8 protein-coding genes are annotated in these 13,373 nt (G+C 74.7%); 5 read left to right on the plus strand and 3 right to left on the minus strand.

Annotated features, from left to right (window positions below):
* The first annotated feature begins 18 nt into the window (after positions 1 to 18).
* Positions 19 to 1,530 carry an aldehyde dehydrogenase family protein gene (locus tag FGD68_RS06105; RefSeq protein WP_237609907.1) on the plus strand — a complete coding sequence of 504 codons (1,512 nt, stop codon included), beginning with the start codon at positions 19 to 21 and terminating at the stop codon, positions 1,528 to 1,530.
* Positions 1,531 to 1,721: 191 nt separating this feature from the next.
* Entirely contained in the window at positions 1,722 to 3,953 is a 2,232-nt protein-coding gene (locus FGD68_RS06110; protein ID WP_119373350.1) for an acyl-CoA dehydrogenase family protein, read from the plus strand.
* 12 nt (positions 3,954 to 3,965) lie between these two features.
* Here FGD68_RS06110 and FGD68_RS06115 read toward each other — a convergent pair whose 3' ends face one another.
* Positions 3,966 to 4,577 (minus strand): DUF1349 domain-containing protein, encoded by a 612-nt coding sequence (locus FGD68_RS06115; RefSeq protein WP_104236886.1) that lies wholly within the window; start codon positions 4,575 to 4,577, stop codon positions 3,966 to 3,968.
* A 168-nt stretch (positions 4,578 to 4,745) separates the two neighbouring features.
* Positions 4,746 to 5,441 (minus strand): SGNH/GDSL hydrolase family protein, encoded by a 696-nt coding sequence (locus FGD68_RS06120; protein WP_237609908.1) that lies wholly within the window; start codon positions 5,439 to 5,441, stop codon positions 4,746 to 4,748.
* A gap of 273 nt (positions 5,442 to 5,714) precedes the next feature.
* On the opposite strand from FGD68_RS06120, the gene pip reads away from it, so the two are divergent.
* The gene (gene pip, locus FGD68_RS06125; RefSeq protein ID WP_119373352.1) at positions 5,715 to 6,683 is read left to right on the plus strand and encodes a prolyl aminopeptidase; all 969 of its coding nucleotides are present in this window, start codon (positions 5,715 to 5,717) and stop codon (positions 6,681 to 6,683) included.
* A 64-nt stretch (positions 6,684 to 6,747) separates the two neighbouring features.
* Here the strand turns inward: pip and FGD68_RS06130 are convergent, their stop codons facing one another.
* Positions 6,748 to 7,245 (minus strand): adenylyltransferase/cytidyltransferase family protein, encoded by a 498-nt coding sequence (locus FGD68_RS06130; RefSeq protein ID WP_237609909.1) that lies wholly within the window; start codon positions 7,243 to 7,245, stop codon positions 6,748 to 6,750.
* Positions 7,246 to 7,618: 373 nt separating this feature from the next.
* On the opposite strand from FGD68_RS06130, the gene FGD68_RS06135 reads away from it, so the two are divergent.
* Together FGD68_RS06135 and FGD68_RS06140 are read left to right on the plus strand one after the other, a co-directional pair.
* Complete coding sequence (locus tag FGD68_RS06135; protein WP_119373605.1) at positions 7,619 to 10,255, plus strand: right-handed parallel beta-helix repeat-containing protein; 2,637 nt, start codon at positions 7,619 to 7,621, stop codon at positions 10,253 to 10,255.
* A gap of 309 nt (positions 10,256 to 10,564) precedes the next feature.
* Complete coding sequence (locus FGD68_RS06140; RefSeq protein WP_237609910.1) at positions 10,565 to 13,153, plus strand: right-handed parallel beta-helix repeat-containing protein; 2,589 nt, start codon at positions 10,565 to 10,567, stop codon at positions 13,151 to 13,153.
* Positions 13,154 to 13,373 lie beyond the last annotated feature (220 nt).

Here is a 13,373-nt window from a genome sequence, read left to right on the forward strand (position 1 = left end):
TCCCCACCGAGGAGAGACATGACCCCGCATGAGACCGGCACGACCACCGACCCGACCGTGGATCCCGCCGTCGCCGCGACCGTCGACGCCGTCGCCGCGCGCGCCGCCGAGGCCGCCGCGCCGCTCGCCGCCCTGGCGCCCGCCGACCGTGCCCGCGCGCTCGACGCCGTCGCCGACGCGCTCGAGGCGATCCGTCCCGAGCTGCTGCCCGTCGCCGAGCGGGAGACCGCGCTCGCGCCCGGCCGCCTCGCCGGGGAGCTGACGCGCACGACCGTGCAGCTGCGGATCCTCGCGGCAGCCACCCGCGACGGCCGCTACCTCGACGCCCGCATCGACCACGCGGATGCCGACGCGGCACCCGCCCCGCGCCCCGACATCCGCCGCTACCTCGTGCCCGTCGGCCCGGTGCTGAACTTCGCGGCGTCGAACTTCCCGTTCGCGTTCTCCGTCGCGGGCGGCGACACCGCGTCGGCGCTCGCGGTCGGCTGCCCGGTGGTCGTGAAGGCGCACCCGGGCCACCCGGAGCTGTCGCGCCGGGTCGCCGCGGCCGCGTCCGCCGCGCTCGTCGCGGCGGGGCTGCCTGATGGCGCACTCCAGCTCGTCGAGGGCGAGGAGGCGGGGCTCGCCATGCTGCGCGACCCGCGGATCCGCGCCGCCACCTTCACGGGATCGCTCCGCGCCGGCCGCTTCCTGGCCGACGTCGCCGCCGCCCGCCCCGACCCGATCCCGTTCTTCGGCGAGCTCGGCAGCGTCAACCCCGTCGTCATCACCGAGCGCGCCGCCGCCGAGCGCGGCGAGGACATCGCCGCGGCCCTCGTGGCGAGCGCCGCCGGATCCGCCGGGCAGCTCTGCACCGCGCCCGGCATCGTGCTCATCCCCGCGGGCCACGGCCTCGACGCCGTGCTCGCGGAGGAGGCCGGCGCCGTCGCGCCGCACGGGATGCTCAACGAGAGGATCGCCGAGGGCTACGCCGGAGGCCGCGCCGCCGCCATCGCGGTCGACGGCGTCCGACTCGTCGCGGAGGGCCGCGCGCCCGCGGGCGACGACGGATCCGTGACCCCCACCATCGCCGCCGTCGCGCTCGCCGACTTCGAGGCCGCCCAGGACGTGCTGCGCCACGAGGTCTTCGGGCCGTTCGCGCTCCTCGTCGAGTACCCCGCGGGCACCGACCTCGCCGACCTCGCTGCCCGCACGTTCCAGGGCGAGCTGACCGCGAGCGTCCACCTCGGCACCGAGGAGGCCGACGCGGCCGCGGCCGAGCTGATCCGCGTGCTGGCCGCGCGTGCCGGCCGCGTGCTCGTCGACGCCTGGCCCACGGGCGTCTCCGTCACCGACGCGCAGCAGCATGGCGGACCCTGGCCCTCCACCACGCTCGACCGCGGCACGAGCGTCGGCACCGCGTCGCTCGACCGGCTGCTCCGCGGCGTCGCGTTCCAGGGCGTCCCCGACGCGCTGCTGCCGGAGCCGCTGCGCACCGCGAACCCGTGGGGCGTGCCCCAGCGGGTGAGCGCGCGCGGCGCCCGCGCCTGACCCGCGGCGCCCGCGCCGCCGCCGATCGGGCCGCCGGACCACCCCGCCGCTGAGGGTTCCCACAACCCGCGACCGCCTGCCGCGGGACCGCGTTGGAGGCCCGCGACGTGTTTTTCGGCAGGTGGAGGATCCGTGCATAGCGTGGCCGGTGCCGGCAGGGATGCCGGCGCAGGCGACGGCACGGAGGATCCATGGTCGACACGGCGGCACGAGGACGCACCACCCGCGGCACGAGGGGACGAGGCCCCGCCGTGGGCCCGCAGGACGGCGCACGCCACGGGGGCTCGGCCCCCGAGGGCGCGCTCCGCGAGGCGGGCGTCCCGGTCGCGGGGGATGTCGACGCCGAGGTCGCGCGCGATCTCGACCGCACCGACGGCACGGCGGACACGGGGACCGGTCCGCGCGTCGACGTGGAGGCGCTCGGGCGCGTCCTCCTCGGCCGCTGGGCGGACGTCCGCCGCTCGTCGCGCGAGCTGACCAGCCGTCCCGAGCTGCACAGGGTCGAGGGGCTCGACATGCACCAGCACCGGGCGCGCGTCACCGAGCAGCTGAGGATCCTGGTCGAGCACGGGGGCGTGCACCGGGCGTTCCCGAAGATCGTCGGCGGCCTCGAGGACCACGGCGGCAACATCGCGGGCTTCGAGGAGCTCGTGGCGGCGGATCCGTCGCTCCAGATCAAGGCCGGCGTGCAGTGGGGCCTGTTCGGCTCCGCGGTGATGCACCTCGGCACCGAACGCCACCACCGCGAGCTGCTGCCCGGCATCATGACGCTCGAGACGCCCGGCGCGTTCGCGATGACCGAGACCGGGCACGGCTCCGACGTCGCGAGCATCGGCACGACCGCGACCTACGACCCCGCGACGGGTGAGTTCGACCTCCACACCCCGTTCCGCGCGGCGTGGAAGGACTACCTCGGCAACGCGGCCGTCGACGGTCGTGCCGCGACGGTGTTCGCGCAGCTCGTGACCCAGGGCGTCAACCACGGCGTGCACTGCTTCTTCGTGCCGCTCCGCGACGAGACCGGCGCGTTCCTGCCGGGCGTCGGCGGCGAGGACGACGGCCTCAAGGGCGGCCTCAACGGGATCGACAACGGCCGGCTCCACTTCGACCACGTGCGCGTGCCGCGCGCGAACCTCCTCAACCGCTACGGCGACGTCGCCGAGGACGGCACCTACACGTCCGAGATCGCGAGCCCCGGCCGCCGCTTCTTCACGATGCTCGGCACGCTCGTGCAGGGCCGCGTCTCGCTCGACGGCGCGGCGACCAGCGCCGCCAAGATCGCGCTGCAGATCGCGATCACGTACGGCAACCAGCGCCGCCAGTTCGTCGCGGGCGGCACCGACGAGGAGGTGCTGCTCGACTACCAGCGCCACCAGCGCCGGCTGATCCCGCGGATCGCCACCACCTACGCCGCGTCCTTCGCGCACGAGAAGCTGCTCGTCCAGTTCGACTCGGTGTTCTCCGGGAAGACCGACACCGACCAGGACCGGCAGGACCTCGAGACCCTCGCCGCCGCGTTCAAGCCCCTCAGCACGTGGCACGCGCTCGACACCATCCAGGAGGCGCGCGAGGCGTGCGGCGGCCAGGGCTTCCTCGCGGAGAACCGGCTCGTCGGGCTCCGCGCGGACCTCGACGTGTACGCGACCTTCGAGGGCGACAACACCGTGCTCCTGCAGCTCGTCGCGAAGCGCCTGCTCACCGACGTGAACCGCCGGTTCGCGAAGGCCGACTTCGGGGTGCTCGCGCGCTACGCCGTGGAGCAGGCCGCGGATCGGACGCTGCGCTCCACGGGCCTGCGCACGCTCGGGCAGGCGCTCGCGGACCGCGGATCCACCGCCCGCTCCGTCGGCCAGCTCCGCGAGCCGGACACCCAGCGCGCGCTCCTGACGGGCCGGGTCGAGACCATGGTCGGCGAGATCGCGACCGCGCTCCGCGCCACCCGCAAGATGCCGCCGGCCGAGGCCGCGGCGCTCTTCAACCGGCACCAGGACGCGCTCATCGAGGCGGCCCGCGCGCACGCGCAGCTGCTGCAGTGGGAGGCGTTCACCGAGGCGCTGGATCCCGCGTCGGAGACCGGCCGCGCGATGGACGACGGCACGCGCCGCATCCTCACCTGGACCCGCGACCTGTTCGGCCTCCGCCTCATCGAGGACGACCTGGCCTGGTACCTGATCCACGGCCGCATCAGCTCCGCGCGCGCCCGCGCCGTCACGGCCTACGTCGACCGGCTCGTCGCCCGCCTGCGCCCGCACGCGCAGGACCTCGTCGACTCCTTCGGCTACACCAAGGCCCACGTCCGCGCGGCCGTGGCGTCGGGCGAGGAGCGGGACCGCCAGGACGAGGCCCGCGCGCACCGCGACGCCCGGATCGCCGACGGCTCAGCACCCCGCATGGAGAAGAGCGGCACGAAGAAGGGGCGGTAGCGCGGGGCGGGCCTACGCGTGCAGCGCCTGGTCCGCCGGGCCCGTGCGCCATGACGCGAAGCGGGTCGTGAAGTCCGCGCGCGTCGGCGCGCAGCAGAAGGGGCCCGCGGTGACGGCGGCGTCGGGATCCAGCGGGGCGACCCGCACGAGACGCCACGGCTCCTCGTCGACCCGGGCGCGCACGGTGAGGGCGTCGCCGGAGCGGCTGGCGCGGATCGTCACGAGTCGGCCCGACCAGCCCGGGACCGGCGCGAGCGACCAGTCCGAGACGCCGTGCGTGACGACCGCGCCGAGGCCGTCCTCGCCGTCGCTGCGCTCGACGCCCGCCTTGATCCACGTCTCCGCGTCGACCCGCACGAACACCCCGGCCTGGTCGAACTGCTCGGCGAGCTCGAGCCGGAACGCGACCTCCACGGCCGAGTCCTGCGCCAGCGGCGCGACGAGCGCGTGCTCGGTGTCGTGCACGAAGCCGTAGGACGTGATCCGCCACGCGTCGCTGCCCTCGCGGGCGGTCACGTCCATGCCGTCGTCATGGATGCGCACTGCCTCCGGCTCGGTGGTCCAGGTGCCGCGGGACCAGGGGACGTCGACGAGGGCGGAGTCGGACGCGGGGGAGTCGGTCATGGGACGAGGCTAGGGCCGCGCGCGGATCGTCACACCCCGAGCACGAGACGGATGCCGGTGGCGATCTCGCCCATCGCGTGAAGGGGGAGACGGCCGACGGGGTGAGGCTCACCGGTCATGCCGCCCTGCCGCCCAGCCCCTCTTACGAGTGGCCCGCGGTCATGCCCGTCAGTCGGCCACCGGCCGCGGATCGCCCAGGAACGGCATGATCGCCTCGGCCCAGTAGGCGTGCAGCATGCGGTAGGAGAAGCGGTCGCGCACGAGCAGGCGCCTGCCGGAGATGTCGGGGTAGGGCGCGTGGCTCACGCCGTGCTCCGGGTCGTGGAGGCGGGTGGTCGCCCGGTTCAATCGGGAGATCTGAGCCTGGAGGAGCTTCCGACCGACCATCGGACTCGGCTGGAACCGGTCCATGGGCGGGATGCCCGTGACGACGATGCGGCACCCGTCGCCGGCCTGCCCGCGGACGGTGCGGACGATGACGGTGAGCCGGTCGATCCACTCCTCCACGGAGGTCGCGACGAGCACGTCGGGGATGCCGAGCGCCACCACGGCGAGGTCGAGGGGTGCGGGGGCCCGGCCGGCGATGACGGCGGCGGCCTTGCGCGCCGTCATGTCGTACGCCGCGATGCTCTCCCACTCCACGCCCCGGCCCGTCTGCGCCGCGCGCCGGGCCGCGATCTGCGCGGGCATGGCCATCCCGGCGAGCAGCACGCCGTACCCGGCGACGCCGATGTCGCCGATGAACAGGACGCGCTCGGGATCCGGCCCCGGGGCCGTGGAGACGTCGTCGTGCTGCGGGAAGATCCCGGCCTCCATCTCGCGCATGTAGAGGAGGAGGTACAGCCGCAGGGAGGGCCGCGCCACGGCGGCCACGGCGCCGCGGGTCAGCGGCGTCAGGGGCCGGAGCGCGGCACGGGCGACGGCCCGCGGAGAGGGTCGCCTCGGGGGCAGGGCGGGCAAATGGGTCCTCGTCTCCAGGCGGGGAAGCGGCCGGGTCCCTCACAGGGTATGCGGAGCCGGCCGCAGCGCCCACCGCGACCCGCGGATCCACGCCCTCGTCTGCGGCGCCCGGACAGCGCGGTCCGGCCGCCCGTCGTCGCCCCGCGGACCCGCGTCGCCCGCCCGTAGGCTCGTCGCATGCAGAGCCTCTTCCCCGAGATCGACCCGCACGACACCGGCATGCTCGACGTGGGGGACGGCCAGCTCCTCTACTGGGAGGTCTCGGGGAACCCGGACGGGATCCCCGTCGTCTTCCTGCACGGCGGCCCCGGCGGCGGCACGAGCCCGACGCACCGGCGCCTCTTCGACCCGGCCAGGTACCGCATCGTGCTCGTCGACCAGCGGGGCTGCGGCCGGAGCGCGCCGCACGTCTCCGAGCCGTCGGCCGATCTCTCCGTCAACACCACGTGGCACCTCGTGGCCGACCTCGAGCGGCTGCGCGAGCACCTCGGGGTCGAGCGCTGGCTGGTGTTCGGCGGATCCTGGGGCTCGACCCTCGCGCTCGCCTACGCCGAGACGCACCCGGCCCGCGTGACCGGCCTCATCCTGCGCGGCATATTCACCCTCCGCGCGACCGAGCTCGACTGGTTCTACGAGGGGCCGGCCGGCATGGTCTACCCCGACGGCTGGGAGGCGTTCACGGCGCCCGTCCCCGGGGTGGAGCGCGGCGGGATCATCGCGGCGTACGCGCGGCTGCTCGCGGATCCCGACCCCGAGGTGCACGGGCCTGCCGCGGTCGCGTGGTCCACGTGGGAGGCCTCGGGCATCACGCTGCTGCCGAAGCCCGAGGTCGTTGCGCGCTTCGCGGAGCCGACGTACGCGCTCGCGTTCGCGCGCATCGAGAACCACTACTTCATGCACGGCGGCTGGATGGAGGACGGCCAGCTGATCCGCGACGCGCACCTGCTGGCCGGCATCCCGACCGAGATCGTCCAGGGCCGCTACGACATGTGCACGCCGGCTGTCACCGCGTGGGACCTCCACCGGGCGCTGCCCGACGCCCGCTTCACGATGGTGCCCGACGCCGGGCACGCGTTCGACGAGCCGGGGATCCTCGACGCGCTCATCGAGGCGACGGAGCGCGCGGCGGACCGGCTGGCGGGCTGACCGGGCATCGGCTCGCGGGCATGGGCTCGCGGGAAGCGGCGCGGCGGGGAGCGGCCGGGGGCGGCTAGCGGCTGACCAGCGCGGGGGATCCGTGCCCGGCCGGCTGCGCGAGCGTCGCGGCGGGTGCCGCGGCCGGCGCGCCCGTGCCGCTCAGGATGTCGAGCGCGCGTCGCAGCCGGGTGCTCGAGGTGTGCATCGTGTACGGGAAGTACACGACCTCCACGCCGACGGCCGCGAACTCCGCCTCGAGGCGCTCGCCCTTCGGGGTGCCGCGCCAGTCGTCGCCCTTGAAGAAGACGTCGAAGCCGACCTCGCGCCAGGTGTCGAGCTTGTCCGGCAGCGTCTCCGCGCGGGCCTGGTCGACGTAGCTGATGTGGCTCACGATCTCCAGGCGCTCGGCGAGCGGCACCACGGGCGTGATGCCCTTGGTGAGCTCGAGCATCTCGTCGGAGACGACGCCTGCGATGAGGTGGTCGCACCGGCTCTTGGCGTGCTTGAGGATGTTGAGGTGCCCGACGTGGAAGAGGTCGAAGGCACCGGCGGCGTAGCCGATTCGGGTCATGGCACACGTGTCTCGGGTCGTCCGCCGTCCGGGCGCGGGAACGCGCGGAGGCGGGATCGGGTGCAGCCCGGTGCGGGTACGCCGGGCGGAGGGCCTGCTCCGCGACGCGGGTACGACGGCCGACCTGGGTGGGGACGGCGGGGAGCGGGTGGACCTCCGGCGATCTTACGGGCGACCCGTCCGGCCGCGGAAGCGGGATACCCGAACGGGGGGCATCCCGGTGATCCCGGGGGCGCGCCCCCGTCGCGGCGGCCATGACCTCCGTTCGGGGGACACAACAGGCTGTTGCTGGGTTACATTCGACCAACCCCACCCGTCTGGTGGGCATTCATCAGCCCTGCTGACGGATCGATCCGACCGAGGACCCGCCCGCATGCGCCACCGCACACCATCCACCCGATCCACACCCCGCCGCGCCGCCCGGCACGTCGCACCCGCACCGGCACCCGCACCACGATCCGCACGCGGCCGCCACCTGCTCGCGCTCGCCGCCGCGATCGGCCTGGCGGTCTCCGCCGCCCTCATCGCCCCGCAGACCGCGGGAGCGGTGACCGGCCAGGACCTCACCGCCGGCAGCCCCGTCTTCTCCGACTCCTTCACCCGCAGCGCGACCGGCGGATGGGGCGCCGCCGACGGCGCCGCCGCGTACTCCTACGACGGCGTCTCGCCGTTCCGCGCCAACGGCGGGCAGGGCGTCATCGACCTCTCCCGCGCCGGCACCGCCGCGTCGGCCGGCGTCCCTGTGGCGGCCCCCGTCGACAGCGAGACCACCGTGCGCGTGATGATCCCCCGCGTCCCCGCGCAGGGCAACGGCGTCTACGTGGGACTCCAGCAGCGCGTCACGGGCTCCTCGTACTACCAGTCGAGCGTGCGGGTCGACAGCGCGGGCGACGCCCGGCTCTCGGTCGTGCGCGTCAACGGATCCACCGCGTCGCAGGCCACCGTGGTCGGCGACACGGTCGTCGCCCGGGGCATCGTGCCCGGCCGCGTGGTGAACATCCAGTCGCGCGTCTCCGGCTCGACCGCGGTCGCGATCGACGCCCGCGCCTGGATGGACGGCCAGGCCGTCCCCGCCTGGCAGGCCGCCGCCGTCGACACGAGCGCGTCGCGCGTCGCGTCGGGCACGGGCACGCGCCTGTGGTCGTACCTCTCGAAGTCCTCCGGACCGCAGGCCGTCGCGTTCGACGACGTGGCGGTCCGCCCGCTCACGGCGTCGACCACGGCACCCGCCCCGACCCCCACCCCCGCGCCGACGACCCCTGCGCCCGCACCGGCACCCGCGCCCGGCACCAGCACCGGCTCCTCCGACGCCGAGCAGGGCGTCGCCCTCGGCGACGCGCGCACGGGCTCCGGCTCCGCTCCCGTCGGATCCACCTCCTACGCGGTCCCTTCCGATGCGGTGTTCGTCGCGCCGACCGGCTCGAACGGCGGCTCCGGCTCGAAGTCGTCCCCCTACGCCACCATCCAGAAGGCCGTCGACGCCGCCCCCGCCGGGCGCACCGTCGTCGTCCGCGCCGGCACGTACCACGAGTCGGTCGTGATGCCGCAGGGCAAGGCCCTCACGCTGCAGTCGTACCCGGGCGAGAAGGTGTGGCTCGACGGGAGCCGCCAGGTCTCCTCCTGGACGGCCTCGGGATCCACCCGCTACGCGAGCGGCTGGACCGTCGCGTTCGACGCGAGCCCCACCTACACGCGCGGCAAGCCCGACGGCACCGCGACCGGCTGGCAGTTCGTGAACCCGTCGTACCCGATGGCCGCCCACCCCGACCAGGTGTGGATCGGGCAGACCGCCCAGAAGCAGGTCGCGTCACGCGACAAGCTCGTCGCCGGCACGTTCTTCGTCGACACCGCGGCGGACCGCCTCTACATCGGCTCCGACCCCGGCAGCCAGACCGTGCGCTCGAGCGACCTCGTGCAGGCGCTGAGCGTCCGCGGCGACGGCAGCACGGTGCGCGGCATCGGGATCCGCCGCTTCGCGCCCTCGGTGCCGGACCTCGGCGCGGTCGTCGTGCAGGCCCGGGACGTCACGGTCGAGAACCTCGTGATCACCGACAACGCCACCACGGGCATCTCCATCACGGCGACCGGCGCGAAGGCCACAGCGCTCACCGTGGCCCGCAACGGCATGCTCGGGATGCACGCGAACTACGCCGACGGGCTGCGCGCCTCGCGGCTGCTGGTGACCGACAACAACACCGAGCGCTTCAACCGGGCGCCCGTCTCCGGCGGGTTCAAGATCACCCGCAGCCGCGACGTGGACGTGAAGGACAGCGCGTTCCTGCGCAACGCGGGCAACGGCCTGTGGTTCGACGAGTCCGTCTACGACGCGGTCGTCGCCGGGAACGACGTGATGGACAACACCGGATCCGGCGTCGCGTTCGAGCTGTCGGCCACCATCTCGATCGTGGACAACGTCGTGGCCCGGAACGACGAGGAGGGCGTCTGGATCGACGACACCGGCCACGTGGACATCTGGAACAACACGTTCGTCGCGAACGACCGGGACATCGACATCTCGCAGGGCACCCGCCGCGCGTCCGACCTCTCCACGCCCGGGCACGACCCGCGCCAGAAGCTGCCGGATCCCACCGTGACGTGGGTGGTGACCGACATCGACATCGCGAACAACGTGATGCAGGGATCCACGGGCAACGCCCTGCTCGCGGTCGAGGACCACTCGCACCAGCGCTCGGCCGGCCAGATGGGCATCACGACCTCCGGCAACGTGTACCAGCGCGAGGCGGGGAACCGCCCCGGGTGGGCCGTCATCTGGTCGCGGGGCGCCGGGGACCCCGCCGTCTACGGATCCGTGCAGGAGTTCAGCGCGGCGACCGGCAACGACCGCACCGCCCTCGCGATCGACGGCCGCCCCGTCGTGGGCTCCGGCTTCCGGCTCACCGACGAGGTGCGCCGCGTGGAGACGCAGGTGGCCGTGCCGCTCGTCGGTGCGATCGCCGGCCTCCTCGGCTGGCTGACCGGTGCCCGCGAGCTCGGGGCCGACGTGGGCTGATCCCCGCGCGCACGACAGGACGGGCCGATCCCCTCGGGGGCCGGCCCGTCCGTCGTCCGCCCGGCGTCCCCGAGCGGGGGCGCCGGGCGCCGGTACCGGCGCCGGTACTGCCGCCGGTACCGCCGCGGGTGGAGGGAAGGCGGCGTCAGGGCGTGAATCAGTGCGCCGTCGCGGCGGATGAGTAGCACTACTGGCTCCGGAGCCGCGACCGGCGAGCGGCCGCGACGGAACCTGGGATGGCACCCACGAGCCCGTCTGAGGACGGGCATCCACCGCCATCCGCCGTCTCGCGAACGCAAGGACCGTCCCATGAACGGTACGTCCCGCTCCACCCGCTCCATCCGCCCGACCGTCCGCCCCCGGCACGCGATCGCGCTCGCGGTCGCCGCCGGGCTCGTCCTGCCCGCCGCGCTCGCCGCCGCCGATCCCTCCGCCGCGGCGGGCGGCCAGGACCTGGTCGCGGGCGCCCCGGTCTTCTCGGACGCCTTCACGCGCAGCGCGACCGGCGGCTGGGGCACGGCCCCCGGATCCGCGGCGTACGTCTATGACCAGCCGTCGGTCTTCCGGGTCAACGGGACGCAGGGTGTCGTCGACCTGCCGCGCTCCGGTGCCTCCGTCTCCGCGACGCTGCCGGCCGCGGTGTCCGCCGACGCGGAGGCGACGATGAAGGTGATGCTGCCGCGGATCCCGGCCGCGGGCGGCGGCGTCTACGCAGGGCTGCAGCAGCGGGTGACGGGCTCGTCGTACTACCAGACGAGCGTCCGCGTCGATCCGGCGGGGGACGCGCGGCTGTCCATCGTGCGGGTGAGCGGATCCACGGCCGCGCAGACCACGGTCGTGGGCGACGTCGTGGTGGCGCGTGGCGTGGTGCCGGGGAAGGTGCTCAACGTGCAGTCGCGGGTGTCGGGCTCGTCCCCGGTCGCCGTCGACGCCCGGGTCTGGCCGCTGGGCGCAGCCGTGCCCGCCTGGCAGGCGTCCGCGGTCGACTCCAGCGCCGCCCGTCTCGTCTCCGGATCCGCTACCCGCGTCTGGTCGTACCTCTCCTCGTCGTCGCCCACGCAGGCCCTCGCGTTCGACGACGTGACGGTCCGTCCGCTGACGACGGCGGCATCGCCCACGCCCACCCCGACGCCGACGCCGACGCCCACGCCGACGCCGACCCCGACCGCGCCCGCGCCGACCTCGTCCGACCCGGAGCAGGCGGTGCCGCGCGGTGACGCGCGCCCCGGGACGGGATCCGGCGCCGCCGCGGTCGGCACCACGACCTACCCGGCGCCCATCGACGGCATCTACGTGTCGCCCGCCGGCTCGAACGCGGGCGCGGGCACGAAGGCGTCCCCGTACGCGAGCATCCAGAAGGCCGTCGATGCCGCTCCGTCGGGGCGCACGATCGTCGTCCGCGCCGGCACCTACCTCGAGACCGTCGTGATGCCCGCCGGCAAGGCGCTCACGCTGCAGTCGTACCCGGGCGAGGCGGTCTGGCTCGACGGGAGCCGGACGCTCTCCTCGTGGACCGCGTCCGGATCCACCCGCTACGCCGCCGGCTGGGACGTCACCTTCGACGCGAGCCCCACCTACACGCGCGGCGCGCCCGACGGCACGCAGGAGGGCTGGGCGTTCGTGGACCCGGCGCGCCCGATGGCCGCGCATCCCGACCAGGTCTGGATCGGCCAGTCCGCCCAGCGGCAGGTCGCGTCGCTCGCGCAGGTGACCGCGGGCACGTTCTTCGTGGACACCGCCGCTGACCGCCTCCACCTCGGCTCGGATCCGGGCAGCCAGACCGTGCGCGCCAGCGATCGCGTCAGCGCCCTCGCCGTCCGTGGCGACGGCAGCACCGTGCGGGGCATCGGCGTGCGCCGGTACGCGCCGTCCGTGCCCGACATGGGCGCGGTCGTCGTCACCGGCCGGAACGTGACCATCGCCGACGTCGCGATCACCGACAACGCGACCACGGGCCTCTCGGTCCAGGCGACCGACACGACCCTCCGGGCGGTGACCTCGGCGCGCAACGGCATGCTCGGGATCCACGCCAACTACGCCGACCGGCTCCGCGCGTCGCAGCTGCTCGTCGCGGACGACAACACCGAGGGCTTCAACCGGGCGCCCGTCTCGGGCGGGTTCAAGATCACCCGCAGCCGCGACGTGGACGTGACCGACAGCGCGTTCCTCCGCAGCGCGGGCAACGGCCTCTGGTTCGACGAGTCCGTCCACGACGCGACGGTGGCGGGCAACGACGTGCTCGCGAACACGGGCGGCGGGGTGGTGTTCGAGCTCTCCGCGCAGCTCGCCTTCGTCGACAACGTCGTCGCGGGCAACGGCGCCGCGGGCCTCTGGATCGACGACTCCGGGCACGCGCAGGTCTGGGCCAACACCTTCTCCGGCAACAGGCGCGACGTCGACATCGCGCAGGGCACCCGGCGTGCGGCGAACCTCGGCGACGCCGGCCACGATCCGCGGCAGCAGCTGCCCGACCCCACGGTCACGTGGATCGTCACCGACATCACCGTCGCCGACAACGTGATGCAGGGCAGCACCGGCAACGCGCTGCTCGCGGTGGAGGACCACTCGCACGAGCGCTCCGCCACGCAGATGGGGATCACGACCGCGGGCAACGTCTACCAGCGCGACGTCGCCTCGAGCCCCAGGTGGGCGATCGTGTGGGCCCGCGGTCCCGGCGATCCCGCCGTCCACGACACGGTCGGGGCGTTCACCGCGGCCACGGGGAACGATCAGACGAGCCTCGACGTCGTGGGGCGGAGGGTGCTCGGATCCGACGGGCGGCTCACGAGCGAGATCCAGGCGCAGCAGGCGGCGGTCGCCGTCCCGGTGCCCGACGCGGTCGCGGCCCTGCGCCGGGTGGCTACGGGCGCCCGCGTGCTGGGGGCGTCGACCGGCTGACGGGGAGGCGCACCGGGCGTCCGTCCCCCGAAGGGGGACGGGCGACGGGGCACAGGGAGCGTTTAGCATTGCCACCGTCACCACCCGCTGTTCACCCGTCGTACCCGCGATGGACGCTCCCGGACGAGGCCCACCCAGCCCGTCCGACCCGGAGCCGTGGACCTGACGAGGTCTTCCCGGACCGCGTCGCACACCGCATCACCCACCTGTAACCCGAAAC

Source organism: Clavibacter californiensis, from assembly GCF_021952865.1.
GTDB classification, from domain to species: domain Bacteria; phylum Actinomycetota; class Actinomycetes; order Actinomycetales; family Microbacteriaceae; genus Clavibacter; species Clavibacter californiensis.